23 protein-coding genes and 1 pseudogene are annotated in these 25,403 nt (G+C 57.2%); 10 read left to right on the plus strand and 14 right to left on the minus strand.

The annotated features are described in order from the left end of the window. Positions 1–2: 2 nt before the first annotated feature. From K0F88_RS04385 to K0F88_RS04435, 11 genes are all read right to left on the minus strand, one after another. Positions 3–482, minus strand: coding sequence for a hypothetical protein (locus tag K0F88_RS04385; protein ID WP_219094184.1), 480 nt, complete (start codon positions 480–482; stop codon positions 3–5). Next, positions 479–1,606 (minus strand): acyl-CoA dehydrogenase family protein, encoded by a 1,128-nt coding sequence (locus K0F88_RS04390; protein WP_219094186.1) that lies wholly within the window; start codon positions 1,604–1,606, stop codon positions 479–481. The genes K0F88_RS04385 and K0F88_RS04390 overlap by 4 nt, the downstream gene beginning before the upstream one ends. Then, positions 1,603–2,007, minus strand: a complete 405-nt coding sequence (locus tag K0F88_RS04395) for a VOC family protein (RefSeq protein WP_219094188.1) — start codon at positions 2,005–2,007, stop codon at positions 1,603–1,605. Before K0F88_RS04395 ends, K0F88_RS04390 begins: the two co-directional genes overlap by 4 nt. A 121-nt stretch (positions 2,008–2,128) precedes the next feature. Continuing rightward, positions 2,129–3,646: an AMP-binding protein gene (locus K0F88_RS04400; RefSeq protein WP_219094189.1), complete on the minus strand. Its 1,518-nt coding sequence runs from the start codon at positions 3,644–3,646 to the stop codon at positions 2,129–2,131. Continuing rightward, positions 3,615–5,168 (minus strand): AMP-binding protein, encoded by a 1,554-nt coding sequence (locus K0F88_RS04405; protein ID WP_219094191.1) that lies wholly within the window; start codon positions 5,166–5,168, stop codon positions 3,615–3,617. Before K0F88_RS04405 ends, K0F88_RS04400 begins: the two co-directional genes overlap by 32 nt. Continuing rightward, entirely contained in the window at positions 5,169–5,423 is a 255-nt protein-coding gene (locus tag K0F88_RS04410) for a phosphopantetheine-binding protein (protein ID WP_008010488.1), read from the minus strand. It abuts the gene before it with no gap. Continuing rightward, on the minus strand, positions 5,401–7,011 hold the full coding sequence (locus K0F88_RS04415; RefSeq protein WP_219094193.1) for a class I adenylate-forming enzyme family protein: 1,611 nt from the start codon (positions 7,009–7,011) through the stop codon (positions 5,401–5,403). The genes K0F88_RS04410 and K0F88_RS04415 overlap by 23 nt, the downstream gene beginning before the upstream one ends. Continuing rightward, positions 7,008–8,003, minus strand: coding sequence for a 3-oxoacyl-ACP synthase (locus tag K0F88_RS04420; protein ID WP_257605183.1), 996 nt, complete (start codon positions 8,001–8,003; stop codon positions 7,008–7,010). The genes K0F88_RS04415 and K0F88_RS04420 overlap by 4 nt, the downstream gene beginning before the upstream one ends. Beyond that, on the minus strand, positions 7,987–8,895 hold the full coding sequence (locus K0F88_RS04425; RefSeq protein WP_219094196.1) for a hypothetical protein: 909 nt from the start codon (positions 8,893–8,895) through the stop codon (positions 7,987–7,989). Before K0F88_RS04425 ends, K0F88_RS04420 begins: the two co-directional genes overlap by 17 nt. Positions 8,896–8,905: 10 nt before the next feature. Next, positions 8,906–10,213 carry a diaminopimelate decarboxylase gene (locus K0F88_RS04430; RefSeq protein WP_219094197.1) on the minus strand — a complete coding sequence of 436 codons (1,308 nt, stop codon included), beginning with the start codon at positions 10,211–10,213 and terminating at the stop codon, positions 8,906–8,908. After that, entirely contained in the window at positions 10,194–10,499 is a 306-nt protein-coding gene (locus tag K0F88_RS04435; protein ID WP_219094199.1) for a hypothetical protein, read from the minus strand. The genes K0F88_RS04430 and K0F88_RS04435 overlap by 20 nt, the downstream gene beginning before the upstream one ends. A gap of 810 nt (positions 10,500–11,309) precedes the next feature. On the opposite strand from K0F88_RS04435, the gene K0F88_RS04440 reads away from it, so the two are divergent. From K0F88_RS04440 to K0F88_RS04455, 4 genes and pseudogenes are all read left to right on the plus strand, one after another. Then, positions 11,310–11,996 (plus strand): dTMP kinase, encoded by a 687-nt coding sequence (locus tag K0F88_RS04440; RefSeq protein WP_219094201.1) that lies wholly within the window; start codon positions 11,310–11,312, stop codon positions 11,994–11,996. 255 nt (positions 11,997–12,251) lie between these two features. Then, positions 12,252–13,124, plus strand: a pseudogene (locus K0F88_RS04445) (TolC family protein); the annotation flags it as partial. Positions 13,125–13,303: 179 nt separating this feature from the next. Beyond that, complete coding sequence (locus K0F88_RS04450) at positions 13,304–14,734, plus strand: coniferyl aldehyde dehydrogenase (protein ID WP_219094203.1); 1,431 nt, start codon at positions 13,304–13,306, stop codon at positions 14,732–14,734. Further along, positions 14,731–15,396: a polysaccharide lyase family 7 protein gene (locus tag K0F88_RS04455; protein ID WP_219094205.1), complete on the plus strand. Its 666-nt coding sequence runs from the start codon at positions 14,731–14,733 to the stop codon at positions 15,394–15,396. The genes K0F88_RS04450 and K0F88_RS04455 overlap by 4 nt, the downstream gene beginning before the upstream one ends. A gap of 208 nt (positions 15,397–15,604) precedes the next feature. Here K0F88_RS04455 and K0F88_RS04460 read toward each other — a convergent pair whose 3' ends face one another. Further along, complete coding sequence (locus tag K0F88_RS04460) at positions 15,605–16,255, minus strand: TetR/AcrR family transcriptional regulator (protein WP_219094207.1); 651 nt, start codon at positions 16,253–16,255, stop codon at positions 15,605–15,607. A gap of 105 nt (positions 16,256–16,360) precedes the next feature. On the opposite strand from K0F88_RS04460, the gene K0F88_RS04465 reads away from it, so the two are divergent. After that, positions 16,361–17,566, plus strand: a complete 1,206-nt coding sequence (locus K0F88_RS04465) for an MFS transporter (RefSeq protein ID WP_219094209.1) — start codon at positions 16,361–16,363, stop codon at positions 17,564–17,566. A 61-nt stretch (positions 17,567–17,627) separates the two neighbouring features. After that, on the plus strand, positions 17,628–18,578 hold the full coding sequence (locus tag K0F88_RS04470; RefSeq protein WP_219094211.1) for an alpha/beta fold hydrolase: 951 nt from the start codon (positions 17,628–17,630) through the stop codon (positions 18,576–18,578). Positions 18,579–18,807: 229 nt separating this feature from the next. Here K0F88_RS04470 and K0F88_RS04475 read toward each other — a convergent pair whose 3' ends face one another. After that, a complete protein-coding gene (locus K0F88_RS04475; RefSeq protein ID WP_219094213.1) occupies positions 18,808–19,203 on the minus strand; it encodes a RidA family protein in 396 nt (131 codons plus the stop codon). 140 nt (positions 19,204–19,343) lie between these two features. Here K0F88_RS04475 and K0F88_RS04480 point away from each other — a divergent pair, with 140 nt between their 5' ends. Next, positions 19,344–20,258 carry a LysR family transcriptional regulator gene (locus K0F88_RS04480; protein ID WP_219094215.1) on the plus strand — a complete coding sequence of 305 codons (915 nt, stop codon included), beginning with the start codon at positions 19,344–19,346 and terminating at the stop codon, positions 20,256–20,258. Between the two features lie 71 nt (positions 20,259–20,329). On the opposite strand, the gene K0F88_RS04485 is transcribed toward K0F88_RS04480, so the two are convergent. Further along, positions 20,330–21,010, minus strand: a complete 681-nt coding sequence (locus K0F88_RS04485) for a TetR/AcrR family transcriptional regulator (protein WP_257605184.1) — start codon at positions 21,008–21,010, stop codon at positions 20,330–20,332. Positions 21,011–21,170: 160 nt separating this feature from the next. Between K0F88_RS04485 and K0F88_RS04490 the strand changes: the two genes are divergently transcribed. The 3 genes from K0F88_RS04490 to gcvPB are packed head-to-tail and all read left to right on the plus strand — an operon-like array spanning position 21,171 to position 25,329. Further along, a complete protein-coding gene (locus K0F88_RS04490; RefSeq protein ID WP_219094217.1) occupies positions 21,171–22,337 on the plus strand; it encodes an ATP-NAD kinase family protein in 1,167 nt (388 codons plus the stop codon). Between the two features lie 35 nt (positions 22,338–22,372). Next, positions 22,373–23,776, plus strand: coding sequence for an aminomethyl-transferring glycine dehydrogenase subunit GcvPA (gene gcvPA, locus K0F88_RS04495; RefSeq protein ID WP_219094219.1), 1,404 nt, complete (start codon positions 22,373–22,375; stop codon positions 23,774–23,776). After that, a complete protein-coding gene (gcvPB, locus tag K0F88_RS04500) occupies positions 23,773–25,329 on the plus strand; it encodes an aminomethyl-transferring glycine dehydrogenase subunit GcvPB (protein WP_219094221.1) in 1,557 nt (518 codons plus the stop codon). Before gcvPA ends, gcvPB begins: the two co-directional genes overlap by 4 nt. Positions 25,330–25,403 lie beyond the last annotated feature (74 nt).

Raw genomic sequence — 25,403 nt, forward strand, 5'->3', positions numbered from 1 at the left:
CCCTAGGCTTGTGCAGAAAAGATCAGATAGTGCAGCGTTGCCAGCTGGGGCGCGGGATCACCACTCAGGCGCTGCAGCGGGTCATACAGATACAGCAGGCGTTGCCCGGGTTGAAGCAGGGTGCTTGCCAGCGAACTGGCGTATTGCGGATCAAATTGCCCACTGCATACGCCCCAGATTTCGATGAAGCCCGGGCATTGGGAAATCAGGCTTTGCAGCAGGGGAGTCGCACCGCGCGCCGCCGGGTGAAGGCTGTCGTAAACCAACTGTGTCGGATACGGCTCGCTGATGACGCTGCGGCACAGGTCCACAGCGGCCTTGGCGTGCAGGCGTTCGCCGCAATCGATGTGTGGCCAGTGTTGATACCAGCGCGCCCGGGTCGGTAGCTCACGGGTGGCAATAAAGTGCCGGCTGTCCGGCGTGATGGCTTCACAGGTACTGACGATATTCAGTTGACCCTGCACGAGAGGGGCGATAGTCATCGGCACTCCTGGCTGGTTTGTCGAGGTGAAAAACTCTGGTTCAGTCGGTGGATCTGTCGTGTGCCTTCGGTGTACTCAAAGGCTTTTACATCACGAAATGCCTGCCACAGGGCTGTCGGTACAGGCTGAGTGTCTGTGGGGAAAGCATGGATAAGCTGGCTGACAATTTCATCGGCGAGGATCACACAGGCGGTTTTCACCATGCCGGGGCTTTTCCCTGGGGTTAGCTGTTCATCTGCTTGCTGACAGACCATCGACGCCTCACGGTAAGCGGCATACCAGCGACGCTTCATGTGGGACAGCCGTTGTGACTGTGCCGGGGTCGGCGTGACGCAGGCTTGCCACTCGTGCAATGCGCGTCGCGCCACACCCAGCGCCAGGGCGCCGACACAGGGGCGCAGCGCATCGAACGTCGCCATCGCCGACTGTGCAAAACGCTGAGTCGGTTTCAAGTGCTGCCCGAGCAAATCCCCTGCCGGGATAAACAGGTTGTCGAACTGCATCAGCGCCAGATTTGCACCGTCAAGCCCGGTCAGCGCAAGGCGATGGCGGGTGATGGCCGGGTCTTGTGGCGAAAACAGAAACGCATTGATCCCTAATTGCCCCGGTGCGGTACGCGCAAACACCACACCGGTTTGGGCGATGACTCCGTTACCGATAAACATCTTGCGCCCGGAGATAAGGTACCCACCGTCCACCGGTGTCGCTGTGGTCTGCATGGCCCCGGCATCGCTTCCCTGTGTGGGTTCGGTCATCGCAAAACAGGACCAGCACAATGCCTGTTGGAACTGGCCGAAAAAGGCATCCTGCTGCTGTTCGTTGCCCAGCCCGGCAACGACATAAGCCGCCATGCTCGGCCCGGGCGCGCTGAATATAAGCGCCGGGGAGACGAAGCCGATCTGTTCGTAGAGTTCATAGCGTGCGGCCAGGCTGATCACCTGACGGCTTGGCGGTACCTGGTACCGTTGCGGCAAGCCGAGAGAGTTCAGCGTCGGGGCGAACGACCACTGCCCCATGATCTGCCGTGTGTCGCCGAAGTTGCGCAGTTGGTCAGCAATCTGCTGGGCGTCTGCGCCCAACGGGCAGGATTGCCCGGCGAACGTGTCATCGTAGAGTTGACTCATAGCGGGCCTGACATGATTTCAATAACCCCGGCATCAGGGTGATAGAGGTGGCTGGAGCGGTGGTTGCTGTCAAAGGCGTTGAACGGGCGCGTCAGTACGATCCAGCCCGCGCTCTTCATGATTTTGAATTGCTCGTCAAAGTCATCGACTTCAAAGCAGATATGGTAGGGCAGTGACGACTTGCCGGATTTGGCCAACAACTCGCGCAAGGGGAGATTGTTTTCCAGCGGTTCGACCAACTCTATCTGGCTGTGCCCATCGACAGTTTCCAGCAGGGTGATGAACACTTTTTGTGCGGCTACATATTCTTTGTAGCGGACGATAACCGGGAAAAACGGTTTAACCGCGACAGCTGTTGCGTCGCTGTCGCCAACCACATAACCGATATGACTAAAACGCATCGCGATGCCCTTATCCTTGGGGAAAACGATTTACGCCGGCGCTGTCCGGCGCCGGTGAATGGAGTGATGGCATTTTCGCCGCGGTGGCGGGAAGTTTTTTATATGTGCTTGCAGGTGGCCATCAGCTTACGGCCAGCGGTTCTTTGTGCTGATCCACCAGTTGTTGGCGGTCGATCTTTCCATGCAGTGTCACGGGGAAGGTCTGACAAAAGAACATGGATTTGGGGATCATGTATGCCGGTAACTGTTCTGCCAGGAACTGGCGCAGTGCGGCGCGGTGGGTTGCACTGTCCTCGCGCAATTGAATGAAAAGTTGCAGGTCGATGACCTTGCCTTCTTCTTTGATCGGCACCACGCAACACTGGGTGACCTCCACATAGCGGCACACACTGCTTTCAATTTCGGCCAGCTCGATACGGTTGCCGTTCAGTTTCAGTTGGCCGTCATCCCGGCCGTGGATAAACAGGGATTGTTCTGCATCCACAAACCCCCGGTCACCGGTGGCGTAGTAACGTCCGAACTCGTCATGGCTGAATGCACTGTTACGCGGGTCCTCCTCAGGCAGGTACCCCAATGCGACTTGCGGGCCGTACAAACGCACCTCGCCTATTTCGCCTGGCGGCAGACTTTGCCCATCGGCATCCACGATCCTGACGCCGGTCAACCCGCAGGCTGTGCCAAGGGACAGCAGGCCTGCGATATGCTCGGGCGGCTGGCCAAGCTCGAAGGTATGGGTCATGCCGGTGGTCTCGGTCGGACCATAACCGTGCATCACCTCAAGGCCCGGGAAGCGCGCCTGCAACTGGGTCACCAACCCCAGCGAGGCACGCTCGCCGGCCATAAAGAACCGCTTCAGATCCGGAAACTGCTCCCCGCTGAACAAGGGGTCCTTCAACATCAAATCGACAAAGCTTGGCGTGGAAAACCAACTGGTGACCGGGCTTTGCGGATAGCGCGACATCAGGCGGATATTTTGCCGCGGCAGCATGTTGTGGCGGTGATCCAGCATCAGCAAGGCTCTGCCCTCGCACAGCACCGGAAAAAGATCCAGCAAGCCCATGTCGAAGGAGAAGCAGGCATGGCTCACATGGCATCCGTGTGCGATACCGTCGCGGATCATCGGGCTGTACCAGGTCGAGAATGCGGCGAAGTTCTCATAGCTGACGACGACGCCCTTCGGTTCACCGGTACTGCCCGAAGTGGGGAGAATATAAAAGGCTGGCTGGGTTAATTCAGGTTCGAGTGGCAGTGATGCCGGGTCGCCATTTTCCAGGGTCGATGTCACCCATTGTGGCCAGCGGTCCAGACCCTCCAGCTTCTGTGGCGTCGCCGTGAGGATCAGCTCGGCTCGGGTCAGTCTGGCAATCTTCTCAATCCGCGGGACGGGGTTGGACTGGTCGGCAAAGCTAAAGCAGCAACCCTGGCTTATACACGCCAGCATGGCTGCCACGGCATCCAGTTGCTTATGGCCGTGAACCAGCACGTTACGGCCTGCCCATGGCGCGAGTAACCGGGCAATCGCGGCGGTGCGCACGCCAAGTTCGGCAAAGCTGTAGGTGCCCTGTTCGTTGATCAAAGCGGTCGCAGTGCTCTGATTTTTCAGCCGCTCAAACAGCGGTTTGATTTGCGATGAAAACATATTTTTCTCCGTTGTCCAAAGCCAGTTGGCGGGCAGCTGAACGATCCAGTTTGCCGTTGTGATTGAGTACAGTGCGGGGGGTGCTGTACCAGTAACGCGGGATTGCCCACGGGGGGAAATGGGCTTGCATGGCGTGGCCAAGTTGTGACAGTTCACAGGTTGCATTGAGGATCACGCAGGCCTGGATCGCCTCTGCGTTGCCCTTGCGCCAATAGGGCTCTACCACCACATCGGCGACCAGGTTGCGGTCGCGCAGGAAGCGTTCGATTTCATGCAAGTCAATACGGTGTCCCTGTATTTTGACCTCGCCATCTTCACGCCCCAGGAAGTAATACCAGGTGCCATCAAACAGGCCGATATCACCGGTGGTGTAAGTGGCTTGCCCATCCTGCCGGCTGAAACTGGCCTGACGCGCAGGTGCAGCATTGAGATAGCCCGGGCCGACACACTCGCCACTGATCAATAGTTGCCCCCGGCCTGAAGCGTCCACGGGTTGGGCGAGGTGCAGTGTCGCACCCGGTCTGGCGCGGCCGATCGGCAGGGGCAATGACGAAGCCACCATGTCCGGCGTAATCAGTACTTGTGAAGCCGCCACGGTACATTCGGTGGGGCCATACGTATTGATCACCTCACAACCTGGAAACCGCGCCCATAACTGGGTGACGATCTCTTTGGGCAACGTCTCGCCGCAGAAGATAAACCGGCGTAGCTGCGTCAGTGTGTGTGCATTGAAGGTCGGGTCCAGCAAGTACAGACGCGTCATCGATGGCGTCGATACCCAGCAGGTCAGCGCCATGTGTGCATGCTGGGCAATCATCTTGCGGGTGTTGATCAAGTCTCGATGGTCGAGCACGGACAGTGGTTGCAGAAACTGCCAGGCGAGCCAGATTTCAAACAGGGAGACATCGAAGCAATACCGCACATTTCCCGTGATAGCCCCATCGAGTGGAAAGTCGCTGCGTATCCAGGCCGCGAAATCGACCAGATTGGACAGGCTGATCTGAATGCCCTTGGGTTCCCCGGTAGTGCCCGAGGAAAACATGATGTAGGCCAGCGGGGTGTCGGTCGCGTTGTCGAACCGCCTGCGGGTGCCGTCCAGTAAATGTCGCAGCGCTGCAGGGTCATGCTGCTGCCAGGGCAAGGCGGCGAGGGCAATCACCTTGGCATTGGCGGCGCACAGGGGGAGGGCATCGGTGTTCAGGATCAAGCTTGCCTCGACCGTAAGGGCAATCCGTTCCAGCCGCTCGGGAGCGTTGTCTGACTCCACCGGCACAATCGGACAACCACACAGCAGGCAGGCCCACCAGGCCGCCAGAAAATCGAAGGACTTGTGGCCATAAACCAATACCGGCGCCAGTGGCGTCTCGCGTCGAGGCTGCTGGCGGACTATTTCAATGGCGATATCCTGCGCCCGCTGAGCAAGCGCGGCATAGCTGTACGTCAGTGAGTGGTGGCGCCAGGCAGTATGCGATTGACCCTCAAAGCGCATAAACACCGTTATGAGCTCAGACCAGGCGTCCATTTATGCCGCCCGGCTAGCGAGTTGGAGTTCAATGAAGTTCGACAGGCTGCCCACGGTTTCGAAGTGCTGGAATTCCAGCGTGGCAGGGTCGAGCACCAGGTCTTCGATGCGCTCCTCAAGGTACATGATGAGTTCGATATACAAACCGCTTTCAAATCCCAGGTCGCGCTCCAGGTGAGTCCGGGCACTCAGTTCCGAGAGGTTTGACGTTTCCAGAACCAGCCCGATGGCTTCAATGATGGTTGGCGTATACATGTTGGCTCCCTGCTTGTTGTGTGCTCTCGACGTTCAGGTTGTTTTCCCGGCGCGGAAGAAGGGCGGATAGCTGGCCGCGGTCAACTTTCCCGTTGTTGTTTTTGGGCAAGGCTTCACTGAAGTAATAGCGGTGTGGCCGTTTATAGGCTTCGAGATGGGCCTGGCAAAATGCCTTGAGTTGCGCGGTGTCCAGGGGGGCTGTGCACTCGATACATGCAACGATTTCGTCGCCGTAGATGGAATGGGCGATGCCAATCACCGCGACTTGCAGCACCCCCGGCATACGCTTGAGTACGCCCTCGACTTCCCGCGGGGCGACTTTTTCGCCATTGGTTTTCAGAATGTCATCCTTGCGCGACAGGAAATAAAGCAAGCCCTGCTCATCCAGTCGGCACACGTCGCCGGTATAAAGGACCGATTCTCCGGGCAACGGGCCTGGCCGCAGTTTCTTCGCGGTCTGCTCAGGGTTGCGCCAGTAGCCGCGCATCACGGTTGCCCCACGGATCACCAGTTCACCGGTGGCATTGTTGCGGTGCGCCACGCCGTCTTCATCCACTACCCAGAGTTCGGTATTCGGGATGGCGTAGCCCACGCTGTCTTTATGCCGGGACAACAATGCAGGGGGAAGCCAGGTGCATCGATGGCATTCGGTCAGCCCATACATGGAAAAAATCTCGGCTTGGGGGAAGAGGGAGATCAGCAGGTCTATATCGCTGGGGTGCAGGGCCGCCGCAGTGTTGGTGATTTTGCGCAGGGAGGAGAAGTCATAGCGTTTGGCCAAGGGTGCAATGATCGCCAGCAGCGTGGGAACAATCGGCAGGACGGTAGCTTTGTGCTTGACCAGCTGTTTAAGGGCGAAGAGCGGACGGCTGAAATCCTTTTCGATAATCAGCGTTGCGCCCACTCTGGCCGCCATGATCGCCTGATACAGCCCGTAGTCGAAGCTCATGGGGATCGTGCAGAAGATCCGGTCGCTAGCCGCCAATTGCAAATAGGTAGCGACAGAGTCCGCCGCGCTCAGCATATTGCGCTGGGTCAACATCACTCCTTTGGGATCGCCCGTAGAACCCGAGGTGTAGATCAGGCAGGCCAGGTCAATATCCAGCGCATCTTGAACAGGCAACGGTAACGCCGGTGCGAGTGCCGCTATTTGTTGCAGGGACAGCAGTGGCGAATCGCCCTCTTGCGCGCCGGGCGCTTGATCAAACAGCACCTGCAGGTCAGCGTTGCCGGGGGCCGCTGCCAGGGCAGTGGCTTGCCCGGCCTGGGCGATCAATAGGTGTGACTCTGCGTTGTCGAGTAACCAGCCGACCCGTGCCAGCGGTGTATCCGGATTCACCGGAACAAACACAGCCTGCAAATATTGCACAGCCCAGAAGCAGACGACGAAATCCACCCCATTGGGGAGCCATACCAAGACCCTGTCGCCGCGTTCAACCTGCTGCTGACGCAAGTAGGCGGCGGTATTGAGCACACGTTGATGGAATTCGGCCCAGGTCACTGCATGCTCACCCTCGATCAGCGCCGTTTTCTCAGGGAACTGGTGTGCAGCCAGCACCAGCCATTGGGTCAAATGGGTTGTGCTCATGTCTCATCCTCATTATTCAATTCAAGAACGATGGCTGCAAAAGTGCCGGCGATGCCGGACGCCACGGCCAGAATGGGGTGAACGGCGATAGCGTTATCGCGGTGCGCCAGCAGGCTTTTCAGGTTGAGGAACGCATCGCTACAAAAGCAATGTCCCAGTTGGTAGAGATGACGACGGTAGATGATGTCCCGGGCAAAACCTGCGCCGTCGGCAATTCTGTCGAAGGTGGGCGGGCTGATGTGGTATGGGATCAGCGTGCGCAACTCTTGAGGGCGCCGTCCTGCTTGCTGCAGCGCGGTGTGCACGGTCTCAAGCATGGTGGGGATAAAGGCGTGATCGTAGGCGTTTTCACTTTCGCGATTGGTCTCGCGCATACGTGTGCCGTAGGCGGCCAGTTGCTGAACGTGCACGGCGCCCACGCGCAAGGCGCCGGGCGAGGGATTTACGCTGAGCAAGGTCGCGCAAAATGCTTCGCCGAAATAGCCATTTTGATCGGCGTATTGCACGGTGTGGTGGAAGCATTTTTCCCCGGTGATCAATAGGCCACAGACGTCTTCCTGTCTGGCGTGAGCCGCAGTGAGTTTAGCGTTGAGAAACTTCAACCCGACCAGCGCCGACGCACACGACGCCTGGGTGATAGAGAAAAACTCAAGCTCCGGGCGACCCAAGAATGTACGCAAGTCGCTGGCCAGGGCGGGGACCAGGTCAAAAGGGCTGGGGCAATTCAGAGAGTGCGCCCAGGCCACATAGCCAATGCGCCCGAACAGTACCGGGTCACACTCGGCACGGAACTGTTGCAACAGCCGCATGATCAGGTCAGGCAACGCCTCCCGCTCAAACAGGCTGGCCGATTCCATCCCATGAAAGCGGCCAAAGATCTTGGTGTTGCGCTGACCCCATGCATATTTTTCCGCCAGGGCAGGCAGGGCTGTAAGGTTCGCGGCGACCAGGCTGGTAATCGTATGGATATACATCTCAAGCCCCCGCCACAAAGCCCGCGCAGGTCAGGGAGTTACCCTCCGGCAGCATCAGCAGAATACGGTGGTTATTCGGCGCGAGTTGTTCCAGCCGGGCCCAAGGGGCGCAGGAGAGTAACGCCTCATCCCAGCTCTCGATCCAATGGGTTGCCAGCGGCCCATGCTCGCGCAACTGTCTGGCAAAACCCGGCGTGGTCAGGATCAGCAGGGGCAGTCGGTCTTCCTCGGGGGTGAACATATCCAACGTGACGAGGAGGGCATCCAGTGCCAGGTGCGTGGCCGAAAAAGGGACTTTTCGATAGTGTTTAAAACCGATGCTTCCGGGTTGGCCGCCAGTCTGATCGCCTGGCAGGCTGCGCAACATCACGACGCAGGCGCTGGCTGCGGGATTGAAACGGGCCAGAGTGGGGCTGTCATACATGATGGCATCCTGATCGGCGATCAGCAGCAGGGCCGTTCTCTCACGGCCGCCACAGTCCCTGTCGTCGAGGTAATCCTCAATGATCTGCAACGCCAGAAACGCACTGCTCAGGCCATGATCGCTGATGGCAATACCAAAGGCGTCGTGGCAACCCGCCTCATGAATAATGGCGTTGGTCACCGAGCATCCGACCTCGACGTCCGGTGTCCAGTGGGCGAGCACCAGCAGATCCAGGTCCTTGAGCGAAGCCTGGTTTGCCAGCTCCCCGACCAACTGTGTCAGCATTGTCCTGAACGCCTGGTTTTGTGCGGCATACCAGCGGTAGGCATGAATGTCCTGGGCCTGACCCGTATGGCCATGTGAATGAAAAAAGCCGTTGACGAAATCCTTCACTATTTTCAATTGCCCGTCGTCCACGGCAGGCACATCGTTTTGCCTTTCAAACTGACGCCACAAGATATGAGAAGCCGCAAACTCCAGAGACATGGCGATTCCTTCAGGCGTTGGCCAAAGACAAGCGCTGGCACACCTGGGTGGCCAGCAGGGCATCTACGCTATCTGCCGTTCGGATCAGAAAAGCCTGGTCATTTTCCACAAGCACTTCTGCCGGGTGACCGAAGCTTAAAAAGCCCACTGGCGATGCACTGGCACCATAGGCACCGGAATGCCCGATACCGATCAGATCCCCCGAACGAAGCTCGGCGAGCATGATGTTTTCGCCCAGCAAGTCAGTGGGCGTACACAGGGGGCCGGTCACTTGATAGCGATGCTGATCGCTGTGCCGGGATGGGCCAAGACGCGCCATCGGAAAATTTCGACGGATCAAGGAGTTGATGCCAGCAGCACTGCCGTGGCAGTTGGCACCGCCGTCACACACGGCAAACCACTCATCCCGGGACGGCTTGAGGTAGTTGACTCGCGTGACAAATATGCCAGCCCGCGCAATCAGGAAGCGGCCCAGTTCGATAACGATCTTGCTGCGTGGAAAACTCCGACGATAGTCGTTCACTACGGGCATCAGTGCCTGTCCCAGGGCGGCCAGGTCGAGTGCCTTTTCCTTGTCGAAATAGCGCACGCCAAAGCCACCGCCGACATCCACAAAGTCGAAGTCCATGTCATAGGTCTGCTGGAGCGTGGCGGCCAGTGTCAGGATGTTTTGCGTATTGTTGGCCAGGGCCTGCCAGTCAAGAATTCGGGTGCCAAGGTAAACATGGATGCCTGCCAGGCGCAGTTGCGCAAGTTGCTCGAGCGTGGCGAATGCCTGCGGCAGCAGTTGTTCATCGATACCAAATTGCCGGGGCTTGCCGCTCATCACTAACTTGGCTTTTTCGCCGATGAAGTCGGGGTTGATGCGCAGGGCAATGCTCTGGGTTATTCCCAGGCCAGCGGCAATATCATTGAGCAGAACCATTTCTTCGATGGATTCGACCACCACGGCTTTAATGCCGGCAAGGCAACACTGCGTCAACTCATTAATATGCTTGCCGGGCCCGACGAAAATAATATCGCCTGGCGCCACGCCTTGGCGTAAAGCAATTTCCAACTCCGCCAGGGAACATACTTCGCAGCCCGTTCCGGCCTGATGCAGTATCCCGACCAGCGTTTTATTCGGATTGGCCTTGAGGGAATAGAAATAATCAATATCCTGGGGGAGCAGACGCTTAAGTTCTGCAAAGTCTGTTTTTATCTGCGTGGCACTGTACGCATAAAAAGGCGTGGGCACTTTGTCGGCCAGCAACTGATAGGCGATGTCTTCAATTTTGTCGGTGTGGATATATTGACTATCAGGAGCAAAAGCTGACATGGCTGAATTTTCCGATTAATAACGATTCGATTCGATTGATATCTTTAAAGTTGTCGAACAGATCGTCGTCGAGGATATCGAAGAAACTCTCGGAGTTATCTGCGGTGTCATCGACCCTTTCACCGATTGCTGAGATAAGGCCGACTAGATGTATGGAGTCCAACAGCCCCTGCGGGCCGTAGATTTCGGCACCGTGGTCGATAGCCTGTAACTTATCGTGGGTAACGCCTAAGTTTTGCAGCGATGAGAGAATGAATGTCCGTGCCGTTTCTGGTGAAAAGCTCATGAATGTGACAACCCTTTAAACGTCGTAAGAGTAATCATATCCATGGCGGGCACGGAGATTTGCTTGAGATTGCAACGGAAATTATCCCTGAATTCTAAGGGTGCTAGTCAGCACAAATGCCACGCGTCGCGTCGCATTGTCCGGACGTAGTAAAAGAGATGAGGGGATGGTTCAGGCGGGTAATTTAGAACGATGCCCCCTCAGGTCAGGGGTGGATAATCATCAGTTTATTGTCTAAGACGGTAGGGGCGCGTACTCGGCGTCGCTCCATCTCAATGAAGAATATAAGACGTCGATACTCTAATTGATTGTACATTCCCGCTCACTGTTAGACTTTGCGAAGTCCGAAGCATCACATAACCTTTCCCGCTTGACAGCATTCGACGCAGCACAGAATGGAGTTGAACTTAGGCACGGCCATTCAAACGATATCAAGCGTGCTCAAGTACTTCAGGATCAAGTAAAAGTGGGCCAGCAAGGCGGGCGGGGCGATTTGATGTCCCTCAATGAGACCCGGCCAGCCTTGATGCGATATGCACCTCATTGCTGTCGCTTGCTGCAACGATCCCAGATTCGCGTGGAATGTTCGGCCAGCCCGCCAACGTCGACCCTGTCCGCCGATTTCATCGGCAGTGCGTCTGCCGGTTGAGGCGAAATCCGGCCCTTGGTTAGGGGGCGCAAAGCAAAACGAGTTAGAGTGCTCATCAATGTCTGTTCATAAGTACCCTCCACGCGATTCGCGTAGTCGCGCCTAGCGGTTTGAGCGAACGAACAGGGCAAAAAAACCGTATATCAATCGTCATGTGAAGAATGAATCGTCCGCTGTTTGTTTCTCTAGATGGGCCCAAGGGAGCCGGCAAAACCACACTGTTGGAGGCCGTTACGAGAGTACTGAGGGCAGACAACAAAAAGGTGATCCGACTTTGCGAGAAAAAAAGCGATCCCTATAGGGGGGAAACAATGGCCCTCGTGAACAAACTCGTCAGAAATCCCAGCCGGGATCTGGAGTTGAGGGTTTGTGAGCGCTTTGCTGATAGCCGTGCCTGGATTTCCCAGCACGTGCTGACTAAACAGCCACCAGGCAGCATCATCTTGATCGATCGCTGGTACCCGTCTGATGCCGCGTTTCGCCGGATAATCCCGTTTGCAGAGATTCTTCAGTTGAACATTGATCGAAACGTGCGAGTGCCAGACCTGCATGTCGGGGTTGTCACCGCCCCTGATGTTTCATGGGCGAGGGCAGCGGCACGACGGCGTGGGCTGAGCAGTACGGTGATCCATAAGCTGGAAGAACATGTCGCTTGTACCATGGCGTTCGAGCGAGCGATTTCAGATAACGGCTGGGTTTTATGCCGCAATGAAGGAACGATCGAAGACGCAACGATGCATGTGATTTCTGAAATCTATAGAGTCCTTCGATGCCCCGTAGACCAAGTTCGCTTTGCTGGCATTGACGCGGTTGAAATAGCCGTAGATTTAGCAGGATCGAAGACGTGATTTTCGCCGCAGCAGTAGCCTGCTGAGGTTTTGATCTGGATGCCTGTCATCGAACGCTGAGCCGAAGCTGCCTAAGTGATCAGACGGTTCGTGCGTCGAGTGCTGGAGGTGGGGTATCGAGTTGGCTCGAGCAGGGATCAGGGATTGGTACTACTCTGAAGTAAAAATGATAAAAAATAATCTAATGATAATTTACCGTAATTTCAATCGGTTAAGCTTGTAACCAAGCAAATCTGTAGAGATTTTTACTCGGTTTTACAGCCATTGGCTAGCTTGTACGAGAAACGTCTGGCGATGATTACCGACAAGCTCGACATCCAGGCTCGAGTCGACTTGCTGGCGGCGCAAGAGGTGGATGCGCGCAATCAAGTGCGAGTAACCCGTGCAGCGTTGTCGGAAATCATCGGGCGCCAGGTGAAAGAAAAACTCCGCCGTGTGCGTGATGACGTGCAGTTGCAGGTGTCGACTCAAAGCCTGGACAGTTGGGTGCGGTTGGCTGTACAGGAGAATCCGCAGTTGCAGGCCGGTCAACATGCCGTAGAAGCCGCCGGTGCCGCGTTGCGCGCAGGCAAGGGCGGGCACTACCCGACTGTCAGCTTGAATTTAAGCGCTCAAAACTCCAACGAAGGCTACAACAATGCACTGGCGCCCAAGACCGACAGCTACGTTGCCGGCATTGGCGTGCAGGTTCCGATCTACAGCGGCGGCTCCACCTCGGCACGTGTGCGTGGTCTTTATCAGGATCAAATCACTGCTGAACAGCAATGGGAATCCACTCGCCGTCAGGTGGTAAAGGAAACGACAAACGCTTATTTGACCGCAGATTCGAACGTCGAAAAGTTAGGCGCCAACCGAAATGCTCTGGCCTCTGCAGAACAGTCCAGTATCGCGGCTCAAAAAGCGTTCTCCTTTGACGTGGTGAATGCCGTGGATGTGTTGACCAGCGTACAAAACGAATTCAAGGCGCGCCGTGACCTGCTCAAGACTCAATACGACTTTATTACCAACCTGTTAATTCTTAATCGCTGGGCCGGCAAGCTGTCCGAAGACAGCGTCGAGAGCGTCAATGTGTGGTTGAGCAGTAATGGCAAAGCCGATCCGGCCCGTGATCGGAGCAGCTCTCAATAAAGTCCAGTCCCACCGAATCCGCTCGGTATCGCTGCCCGTTGGCCCTACGCATCTACAAAAACACCTTGCAGCCAGATTGGCGTGGACTGCCAAAATCTCTGTCACCCAGTGTCAAGCAGCGCACCAGCCTGAGGCGGTAGCCTCACAATCTGCATTATTCAGAAACAAGGGTTTTCTATATGGTTGCGCAACAAGAACATCTGGATTGCTCGCCCCAGCAAATTGAGCAGATGCGTGAGGTTTTCGTTCGTCAGCAAGCGGCTTTCAGGTCCGATCCGATGCTCTCCGCGGAACACCGAATCACGTTACTGAAAACGCTGCGCAGAATGATAGTCCAGGAAAAATCCGCGTTGGTTGACGCCATCCGCGTCGATTTCGGTAATCGCTCAGCTGACGAAACCATAGTGGCGGAGATCCTCCCTTCACTGCATAACATCGACTACACAGTGAAGCGTTTACGCCGCTGGATGAAGCCTTCAAGACGCTCTGTAGGGATGCTTTTCCAACCGGCATCGGCACGGGTGGTCTATCAACCCTTGGGTGTAGTGGGTGTGATTGTTCCCTGGAACTACCCATTATTCCTGGCCATCGGTCCTCTCGTCAGCGCCCTCGCAGCCGGAAATCGAGTGATGCTAAAGCTCAGCGAGGCGACGCCTGTTACATCGCAGTTGCTTAAAACGCTGTTGGGCCAGTTGTTTTCCGAGGAGATGATCTCGGTCTCACTGGGGTCGGCCGAGGTAGGCGTAGCGTTCTCCCAGCAGCCGTTTGACCATCTGCTATTCACTGGCGCGACCTCAGTAGGACGATACGTCATGCGCGCCGCCGCAGAGAATCTCACGCCAGTGACTCTGGAGCTTGGTGGAAAGTCGCCCGCTATCATCTCCTCCACGGTGCCAATGGCGCAGGCTGCCGAACGCATTGCATTTGGTAAAGCCATGAACGCGGGGCAGACCTGTGTCGCCCCTGACTATGTCCTCGTACCGCGAACGAGACTCGACGATTTCACAACGGCTTACCGGGAAGCGATACAACATTTATTCCCCAAGCTTGAAGACAATCCGGACTATACGAGCATCATCAATGAACGTCAGATAAAGCGACTCGCCGCCTACATCCTCGATGCGGAACAAAAAGGCGCCCAGATTATTCCGCTGTTCCCGGCTCTCCAGGGGAGGCGGTTACCACACACGCTCATTTTGAATCCCAGCGACGACATGGAAGTAATGCGCGAGGAAATATTCGGCCCACTCCTACCCGTTGTGACCTATGAACGGATTGAAGAGGCTTTGCACTACGTAACAGAGAGACCCCGGCCACTGGCTCTCTACTATTTTGGCGATGACAGAAAGGAGCAGGAGCGAGTGCTTTACCAGACACACTCAGGCGGTGTGTGCCTGAATGACACGCTTATGCATGTGGCGCAGGACGACTTGCCTTTTGGTGGTGTCGGGCAGTCAGGTATGGGGCACTACCACGGGCACGAAGGTTTCCTTACGTTCAGCCATGCAAAAAGTGTATTCAGCAAAGGCGGAATCAACTCGGCGAGACTGATATATCCACCCTATGGGAAAACCATTCAGAAAATTATCTACTGGCTGTACCTGCGATGATTGACCTAACAACATGGAACTTGACCATTCCTGTCGGAACACCTTCCAAGGTAATTGATACCCCGCGTTTGGTAGGCGGTTATTCGGATCGTTACTTTCGATCCGGCAACACGCTTTTTTTCTGGTCGCCGGTGACGGGATCTACCACCTCCAAGTCAGAGTTTCCGCGCAGCGAACTACGTGAGACGTTTAATGATGGACGTTTACGCAACTGGACGTATCCGGAAGGCGACAATGCGCTGAAAGCTACATTGGCCATCAACCAGATGCCTTCTTCCGGCAGGGTCGTCATTGGGCAAATCCATATTTACCAGGGCAAAGGTCCATTGCTGAAGGTCGAGTACCTGTATGACGCAGCTAAGAAAAAGGGCGAAGTTGTCGCCAAATATCGGCTAAAGCCTGGCAGCGACGACACTGCGATCATCATCGCCAAGGATATTGCCCTCAACGAGCGGTTCTCTTACAACGTGAATTTGAGCTCCGCAGGTTATCTGCAAGTCAGCGCCGAAAACTACAGTTGGGGCAAACAACTGAGTTCGAGCTGGAAGAACAAAAAGCTGTACTTCAAGGCGGGCGTCTATACCCAGGACAACACTGGCTATAGCGATGAGGGCGCTAGGGCGACTTTCTATAAACTGGATACTGGCCATCAGAAAAAATGAACAGGGCTCGTGATTGCGGGCGGGACAAGGCCATTTTTCACCACCTCGACCGGGGGGCCGCTACTGGCCAATTTTCGTCTATCGCGAAAGGCAGAAAACGACAAAGCGGACATTCTTCAGGTACAACACGCTCACCAACTGCCCAAGAGCGCCTTTCGGTCTCATTAGCATCGATACCGATGCGTTTGCTGGGTACGAGCGTCGCTGTTTACTGCCGTTTAGGGATGCCTAAACCAATAGCCGGACGACCGATACACGACGCATCCCATACCGTCATGATTTGCGTCACCGCGTCGTCTATATGGTGGAGGGGCACACCGTCTCGGGCCAGTACCGAAATCCCCAACAGAAAGCTGTCAAACACCGTGGCCAATGCCTCGGGCACGATCGTAGTTGGCAGCTCCCCGGATGCGATAGCGCGTTCGACACACGCCACCATCCCTGCACGGTTCACGGATCTTGCGTCAGCCAGCGGCTGGGATATGGCTTTGCTTTCATCCGTGCAGGCACTCAGCAGACCCAGCGCCACCAGGCACCCTTTGGGGTGGTCGGGTTCACACTGCATTTTCGCGGAGCGCCGCAGCGTGAGTTCGATCGACTCTCTCGGGGAGAGCGTGGTATCAAACAGGCTATCGGTCACCCGGCCGTGAGTGTTCAGATAATGTTCCATCACTTCATTGAACAGCGCCTGCTTTGAGCCGAATGCAGCGTAGAAGCTGGGTGCGGCGATGCCGCCGCCGATATTTGCCTTGAGCTGGCTGAGTGATGTTGCGTCATAGCCGTGCTCCCAGAACAAATGCATCGCCTGAGTAATCGCCACGCCACGGTCAAAGGTGCGTGGGCGTCCCATCTGTGCCATGTGAGCCTCCTCTCGAATACTTAAATACTAATCGATATATATGTCGTTGACTAGATGGCGGCACACCCTCATATTATATCGATCGGTATATATGTGAGGTGGCAAATGACTAAAGATAAGCGACAGGGCGGAAAGCTTCCGCTTGGGGCATTACTTGCCCTGGCCATGACGGGCTTCATTTGCATTGTCACCGAGACCTTGCCAGCGGGCTTGCTGCCCGAAATTGGCAGTGGCCTGGGTGTCTCTGCAGCTCTGGCCGGACAGATGGTGACTGTCTATGCGCTGGGGTCGTTGCTGGCGGCCATCCCGCTGACCATTGCCACGCAAAGCTGGCGCCGCAGAACGGTACTGCTGGTGACCATTGTCGGCTTCCTGGTATTCAACTCCCTCACGGCGCTGTCTTCCGATTACTGGCTGACGCTGATTGCACGGTTTTTCGCCGGGGTTTCAGCGGGGCTGGCCTGGAGCCTTATCGCGGGCTACGCACGGCGCATGGTCGCCCCTTATTTGCAGGGGCGCGCATTGGCGGTGGCGATGGTGGGTACGCCCATCGCGTTGTCGTTGGGGGTGCCGATGGGTACCTGGTTGGGTGGATTCATGGGCTGGCGCATGGCCTTTGGATTGATGTCTGGCATGACCCTGGTATTGATCGTTTGGGTGCTGATCAAAGTGCCGGATTACCCAGGCCAATCATCCTCACAGCGCATGCCATTACGTCAGGTGTTTTTCACCCCAGGCGTCCGCTCGGTATTGGCTGTCGTCTTCACCTGGATGCTGGCCCACAACATTCTTTACACCTATGTCGCGCCCTTCGTTTCCAAGGCTGGGCTGAACAGTGACGTCGATTTGGTATTGCTCACATTTGGTGTCGCAGCGCTGGCCAGCATCTGGCTCACGGGCCGACTGGTTGACCGGCACCTGCGAACAACCGTGCTGGCCAGCCTTGCAATATTCGCAGCGGTTTCGATTTTCCTCGGAGTGTTCTCAGGCTCCGCCGCGGCCATTTACGTGGGTGTCTTCATTTGGGGGCTGACCTTTGGTGGCGCGGCCACCCTGCTGCAAACAGCACTCGCCGACGCCGCAGGCAAGGGCTCTGACGTTGCGCTCTCTATGAACGTAGTGGTCTGGAACAGTGCTATTGCCGGCGGTGGACTGCTGGGTGGCGTGTTACTCGGCCAATGGGGAACGAGTGCATTTCCTAGCGTATTGCTGGCGTTGCTATTGATCAGCCTGGCCATTGCATTTCGGGCACGGGCGCATGGTTTTCCGCAAGGTCAACGGCACACCACCCAAGCGATCCTCGGTCATTGATCGGGGGATAGCACGCCTGCGCATGGTCGTAATTTTCAGTCATGACTCGATGGATAAATAAATGAAAAAGCGCTTTAGATTGTCCCTCGCCGCAGTCGCAATCACCCTGGCTTTGCCATGCTTGGCTCAAGCGGCAGAGTTTCCTGTTCCAGCAGGATTCAAGAGTGAATTCAAAACCATAGACGGCGTTAGGCTCCACTATGTGAAGGGCGGTTCCGGGCCTTTGGTTTACCTGGTCCACGGATTTGGTCAAGCCTGGTATGAGTGGCACAGCTTGATGCCCGAACTCGCGAAGACTCACACCGTAGTTGCGGTGGATTTACCGGGCCTGGGCGAGTCGGAACCGCCCAAGACCAGTTACTCCGGCACTGACGTCTCGAAATATCTGTTCGCCCTCGCGACACAGCTAAGCGGGAACCAACCGTTTGACTTGGTTGCGCATGACATCGGTATCTGGAACACCTATCCCATGGCAGTAACCCACCAAAGTCAGATAAGGAAACTGGTGTACATGGAGGCGCCGATTCCCGACAAGCGCATTTACGATTTTCCGGCATTCTCACCACAGGGTGAGTCTCTGGTCTGGCATTTCAGCTTCTTTGCCGCAGGCCACCAATTGGCCGAAAAGTTGATCACCGGGCATGAAAAATTGTTCCTATCGCACTTCATCAAAGAACACGCGACCAACAAGGATGCCTTTACGCCCGAGCTGCTGGATCTTTACGCCACGTCATACGCCAAGCCCCATACGTTGAACGCGTCGTTCGAATACTACCGAGCGCTTAACCAATCGGTCACTGAAAACGTCGAGCTGTCAAAGATTCCCCTGAACATGCCCGTGCTGGCAATCGGCGGTGGAGGGCACGGCGGAATGGGGCAATTTCAAGTGGATCAGATGAAAGAGTACGCGACCAATGTAGAAGGCCAAGTCTTGCCCAATTGTGGGCACTGGTTGCCGGAGGAGTGCTCCGCTGAATTGAATCCTTTGGTGATCAAATTCTTAAATAACTGACGGATGTTCTTGATGCGTAAGGTGGCTGCTTGAAACGCGGTGGCTTCTAATGTGAGCAGTGGTCGGGGCTTGGCCAATGTCGGCTTTTGCTTGTTTCCTGCCGATCGAGACAAGCAGGAAACGGCAGAAGCGGACGGTGACATCAGGCAGAAACCGACCCAAAGTGGAGGGGCGCTCCAGGAAAAACAAGAGGATTCCCTTTGGCAGTCGGAGGAGGGTTTGGCCGGCTCTACTGCGGTAGTTTGGCGATCACCTTGATCTCGAAGTCGAAGCCGGACAACCAGGTCACGCCGATAGCGGTCGCCGTCGGGTAGGGCGCTTCGCCCCAGTACTCGGCCGCTACTTCCCAGATGGTTTCGAATGTCGAGTCGGGGTCGACCATGAAGATGGTCGTGTCGACCACATCCTCGAAACTACTGCCGGCCTCGGCCAGGATTGCGTTGAGGTTGGCGAAGGCCAGGCGAACCTGTGCCCCGAGGTCCGGCTCGGCCGAGCCATCCTTGCGGCTGCCGACCTGACCGGATACGAACAGAAAACCGTTGGAGCGAATCGCCGGCGAGTAGCGGTGGAGCTCGTACAGAGCATGGCGGTCAGGCGGGAAAACGACATCACGTTTGCTGGTCATTGCGTATCTCCTTCGGGGCCATGGCGGCCCGCTGTTGATGATGGAGCCACTGTAAAAAGACGACCAACCTGAATAAACAAGCAACTCTGGTCATGACTGTTTGTAGAATCCAAACTATCCAGACCCGAGTGAGGCGTGAAATGGACCGTTTCGATGCAATGCAGGCCTTTGCCCGAGTGGTGGAAACTGGCAGCTTCACCAAGGCGGCAGCCACCCTGCACATGAGCAAGACCACCGTGACGCAGCTGGTTCAGCAACTGGAAGCGAGACTGCGCGTGCGCCTGCTCAACCGCACCACACGCAAGGTCAACGTCACCGCCGATGGCGCGGCCTACTACGATCGCGTCATCCGGCTACTGGTCGATATGGACGACGCCGAGACCAGCTTGTCCAGCGCGTCGATGACCCCGCGCGGGCGACTGCGGGTGGATGTGCCCAGTCCGCTGGCGCGAATGCTGCTGGTACCCGCCTTGCCGGGGTTCTTTGCACGCTACCCGGAAATCCAGCTGACCTTGGGTGTGAGCGATCGCATGGTCGACATTATTGGCGAAAACGTCGACTGCGTGGTGCGTGGCGGCGAGATCACCGATCAGTCCCTGGTGGCAAGACATGTGGGCGATTTGAAACTCGGCATTTATGCCGCGCCCGGCTATCTGCAGCGCTGCGGTACGCCGGCGCACCCCCGTGAGCTGGAGGAGAGCAGGCACAGCACCGTCGGTTTCCTCTGGTTTCGTACAGGCAAAACCCTGCCTTACGCCATGCAGCGGGATGAGGAACGCATCGAGGCTCAGGGCCGCCCGCAACTGACGGTCGACGACGGCAATGCGTACCTCGCCGCCGGCCTGGCTGGTCTGGGCATGCTCTGGTTACCGCAGTACATGGCCAAACCGCACCTGGTCAGCGGCGAGTTGCTGCCGCTGTTTGAGGACTGGCACATGGCGCCAATGCCGATTTACCTGGCATTCCCGCCGAATCGCCATGTCAGCGCCAAGGTGCGGGTATTTATCGACTGGGTAATGGAATTGATGGCCGAGCATGCGCCGGTGGTTGAGTGAAACAGGTGCAAAACCATTCTAAACGTCTGCCATTGGCCGGTTTCTGCTAGTCACGAAGGGTGATTGAGTGTTTAGCCCCGGTTTGCAAAGGCTTCGTAAGCGGTACCGTTTTGCGTAGAAACTGCGTCCGCCGAATTGACTGATTGATATTGATCCGCCGTTTTATTCTCCACCAGCAATCCGGAAGCCAATGCCAGGAAGCTTTCGGCTACATGCTCGGAAGCCGTTTGGGGATCCTCGGCATTGGCAATCCACAAGGAAGCGCCGAGCAGGGCACCCATGATCAGGCGTGCCGTCGTTTCGGTGTTGACCGCACGGATCGTGCCTTCATCGATCAGCTTCTGGATGCTGCGCTGAGTGCTGCGGATACACGCATTCTTGCTTGGCCATTGTGATGGATCACCCAGTACCGACGGGCCGTCGAGGAACACAATGCGCTGGATTTCAGGCTCCAGGGACATCTTGATGTAAGCGATGGATTCATCAATAAAGCCCTCCCAAGTCGTGCTGGCCTCAGCAATGATGAGCGACAACCGCGCCATCATCTCTTCATCTATCTGTGCGATGACCGCCTGTAGCAAACCTTTCTTGTCACCAAAGTGATGGTAAAGCGCGCCTCGGGTCAGCCCGGCTTTAGCGGTTAAATCATCCATAGAACTGTCCGCATAGCCCTTCGCTGCGAATGCGTCCCGCGCCGCCTTGATCAGCTTGCCGCGGGTCTCGGTAATCATGTCCGCACGCTTCTGTGCCATCGACCTCTTCCTTATCAAAAAATTAACATTCGTGACGTATGTTAGTTGACATGCGCAGCGTATGTCGTATTGTGACTGACATACGAGGCGTATGCAATATATCTGAGCAGTGTGCTGCTCAGGCTGTGATACGCCGTCATTCAGCACAGGATACCGAGCAATGCGTGAGCAGCGCGATTCCGATATTTCACGCCTTGACGCCAGCCAGGGCAAAACCATCGGGCTGATTGTCAACCCTGTCGCCGGCATGGGCGGGCGTGTTGGCTTGAAAGGCACCGATGGTCCTGAAGTTCTGCAGGAAGCGATACGCCGTGGCGCGCGGCCGGTCTCAAGCGAACGGGCCACCCTGGCGCTCAAGCGCCTGGCGGCCTCGGCCACGCCATTTCGATTGATGACCGGCGCCGGCGACCTGGGCGAAGACGTCGCTCGCGCCGCCGGTCTCGCCCCGGTCGTCGTATACCGACCATCTTCTGGATCGAGCCGGCCCGAAGACACTCGAAAGGCGGCCCTTGTCATGGCAGACGCCTGCGTCGATCTGCTGCTTTTCGCCGGGGGCGATGGGACCGCGCGTGACGTGCTGGAAATGGTCGGCGATCGCGTGCCCATCCTCGGTATCCCGACAGGCGTGAAAATGTACTCCGCCGTCTTCGCTACCAATCCGCAGAACGCCGGGAGCCTCGCGGCACGCGTTATTGCCGGCGAGTCCAAGGTGCGCTTTCGCGAGGCTGAGGTCATGGACATCGATGAGGCCGCCATGCGCAGCGATCAGATGTCGGCGCGCCTGTATGGCTACGCACTTAGCCCGCACGAACGCCACCTGGTGCAAAACGCCAAGGCCGGTTCCGTCCTTAATGAAAACCTGGCGCTCGACGCCGTGGCCCGGCAGGTCGTCCGTCAGATGAAGGCCGGCTGCCTTTACCTGCTGGGGCCCGGCACCACGACGCGACGGGTGATGACCGAGCTCGGCCTGCCGGCGACCCTGCTTGGCGTCGACGCGGTCATGGACGGCGCGCTGGCTGGTGCTGACCTCAACGAGCAAGCGTTGATCTGCCTCATGGAAGGCCATGAGACCCGAATCATCGTCGGCGTGCTGGGCGGCCATGGCAGCTTGTTTGGTCGCGGCAATCAGCAGATCAGCGCCGAGGTGATCCGCCGGACCGGGCGCGAAAACATCATCGTGATCACCTCGATGGACAAACTGATTGCCCTCGACGCCGGCTGCCTGCGCGTCGACACCGGTGACGCCGAAATCGACGCCATGCTCAGTGGCCATATACGCGTGCATACAGGACCCGACCGGTCCGTCTTTTTCAGGGTTCGATCCTGATCATTTGTTCCATCCGAAAAAACGAGGATAACCCCATGAGTAATCATGTCGCCCACCCCTACATGGCGAACTCTGTTCCCGCACTCAAGCAGGAGATGCTCGACTCGATCGGTGTCGACAGCATCGAGGAACTGTTCCAGCAAATTCCCGAAGGCCACCGCCTGCAACGTCCGATCAACCTGCCGCCGGCACTGAACGAGAGCGAGCTGCGTCGGCACCTGGTCAGTACCCTGTCGAAGAACAAAACGTGCGAGCAGAACCTCAACTTTCTGGGCGCCGGCTGTTGGCAGCATCACGTTCCGGCAGCGTGCGACGAGGTTGTGCGCCGCAACGAGTGGCTGACGTCGGTATTCGGCGAGCCAAGCTCCGACCATGGCCGCAACCAGGCCTGGTTCGAGTTCTGCAGCCAGCTCGGCGAGCTGCTGAACATGGACCTGGTGGGACTGCCGGTGCGCAGTTGGGGATGCGCTGCGGGCCACGCGATTCGAATGGCCACGCGCATTACCGGGCGCAACGAAGTAGCGGTGGTCCGCGCCATTGACCCGGAGCGGCTTTCGATCATCCGCAACTACTGTGAACCGGTCGACATGCCGAGCCACATCGTCGTGCGACTCGTCGACTATGACCCGGCAACCGGCTTGCTCGATCTTGATCACCTTCGCGCCTCGATTGGCGAGCAAACCGCTGCCGTCTATTTCGAAACCCCGTCCTACTTCGGGGTGATCGAACAGCAAGGCGCCGAAATTGCCGCCATTGCCCATGCGGCGGGTGCCGAAGTGATCGTCGGTGTCGACCCTATTTCGCTTGGCGTGCTGGCCGCGCCGATCGATTTCGGAGCGGACATCGTGGTGGGTACCACTCAGCCGCTCGGGGTGCATATGAATTGCGGTGGCGGCGTCAGCGGTTTCATCGCGACGCGCGACGAAGAACTGTACGCCCACCAATACCCAACGCTGTTCATCAGCATCGGCGAAACCACCAAGCCGGGTGAATATGGTTTTGGCCTGAGCCTGTTCGAGCAATCTTCATACGGCTTGCGTGACAAGGGCAACGATTGGACCGGGCACTCGGTGTACATGTGGGCCATCGCCAATGCCGTGTACATGGCAATGATGGGGCCCCAGGGATTTGAAGACGTGGGCAACGTCATCCTGCAACGGGCTCACTATGCCACGAAGCTGCTGGCTGACATTCCAGGCGTGCGCGTGACGTTTCCGAGCGGTTTCTTCAAGGAATTCGTGGTGAATTTCGACGCGACCGGACTCAGTGTGAAGGACATCAACAAGCGGCTTCTCGCACTCGGGATCTTCGGCGGCAAAGACCTGACACAGGACTTCCCGGAGCTGGGCGCCAGCGCCCTTTACTGCGTCACCGAGATTCACACCCAGGCCGATCTCCAGCGTCTGACCGCTGCACTCAAAAAGGTAATCGCACAATGAACATTACACTCAAGGAATACCACGCTCCCGTCTGGAGCGAACCGGTCATTCTGGAGATGGGCTATCCAGGCCGTCGCGGAGTGATTTTTTCTGACGTGGAAGCCGATGTGCAAGCTGCTGTGGGCAGTGCCGACGGCTTGATTCCCGCGAATATGCGCCGCACGCGCAAACCGGCATTGCCGGAAATGTCCGAGCCCGAAGTGCTGTATCACTACTTGCGCCTGTCGCAACAGACTCTGGGCATGATGAACATCAGCCTGTTCGGCACCTGCACCATGAAGTACAACGCCCAGATCAACGAGGCGATGGCCTGGCGGCCGGAAATCACTCATGTGCATCCGTATCAGGATGAGGACACCCTGCAAGGCGCGTTGGAAGTGGTGCATGGCATGGACACGATCCTGCGCGAGTTGTCCGGGATGGATCAGTTCATCTTCCAGGCGGGTGGCGGTGCCGACGCAGCGTACACCAACTGCGCCGTGACACGTGCTTACCACGCGTCCCGTGGCGAACTGGCACAGCGTGACGAGATCATCACCACGATCCAGACCCACCCGAGCAGTGCGGCGACCGCCGCTGCGGCCGGGTTCAAGGTGATCACGTTGATGATCGAGGAGAACGGTTACCCGTCGCTCGAATCACTCAAGGCCGCCGTGTCTGATCGCACCGCAGCGCTGATGGTGAACAATCCCGATGACATGGGCGTCTACAACCCGGAAATACGCGAGTGGGTGCGGGTGGTGCACGAGGCAGGCGGCCTGTGCTTCTACGATCACGCCAACTTCAACGGCGCGATGACCAAGATTCGTGCTCGCGAACTCGGTTTCGATGCGTGCATGTTCATGCTGCACAAAACATTCGGCGCACCGAAAAGTGGAGTAGGCGGCCCGGCCGTGGGTGCCTATGGTTGTTCGGCGGAACTCGCGCCGTTCCTGCCGGCACCGGTGGTGGCGTTCGACGGTGAGCGCTACAGCCTTGATTACGATCGGCCGCAGAGCGCCGGCAAGATACGTGAGTTCTGGGGCAACGTTCCCGTCATCCTCAAGGCCTACGCCTGGTCGCGCGCCATGGGCGCGGATGGCATGGCCGAAGCGTCCGATATCTCGGTGCTGGCCAACAACTACATGGAAAAAGGTTTGCTGGCGATACGCGGCGTAACCCGTTCCCACCCCGAGGCCACCAGTCCGCGGATGGAGATGACGCGCTACAGCCTTGAGCAACTCAAGGAAGACACCGGGGTCGACGTCCATGACGTGCAGAATCGCATGAGCGATTTCGGCATTGATCCGATGTGGAGCAGTCATCACCCGTGGTTGGTGCCGGAGCCTTTCACGCCTGAGGCGGGCGAAATGTATGGCAAGGAGGCGTTGGATACCTGGATTGCCGTGCTCGCGCACATTTGCGACGAGGCCTACTCGAACCCGGAGATCGTCAAGACTTCGCCGCATAACCAGGCGATTCACCGGATGAAAAGCGCGCCGCTGGAAGACCCGCAACACTGGGCCATGACCTGGCGCTCGTTTGTGCGCAAAAACAACAAACAGACTGCCTGAGCCATTGCAGCGCCCCCGTCGATGAGGCGGGGGCGTTATCGAAACCTGATCAGAGCTAACAATCAGCCATTGGA

This window comes from Pseudomonas sp. UMAB-40, assembly GCF_900095275.1.
GTDB lineage: Bacteria > Pseudomonadota > Gammaproteobacteria > Pseudomonadales > Pseudomonadaceae > Aquipseudomonas > Aquipseudomonas mandelii_B.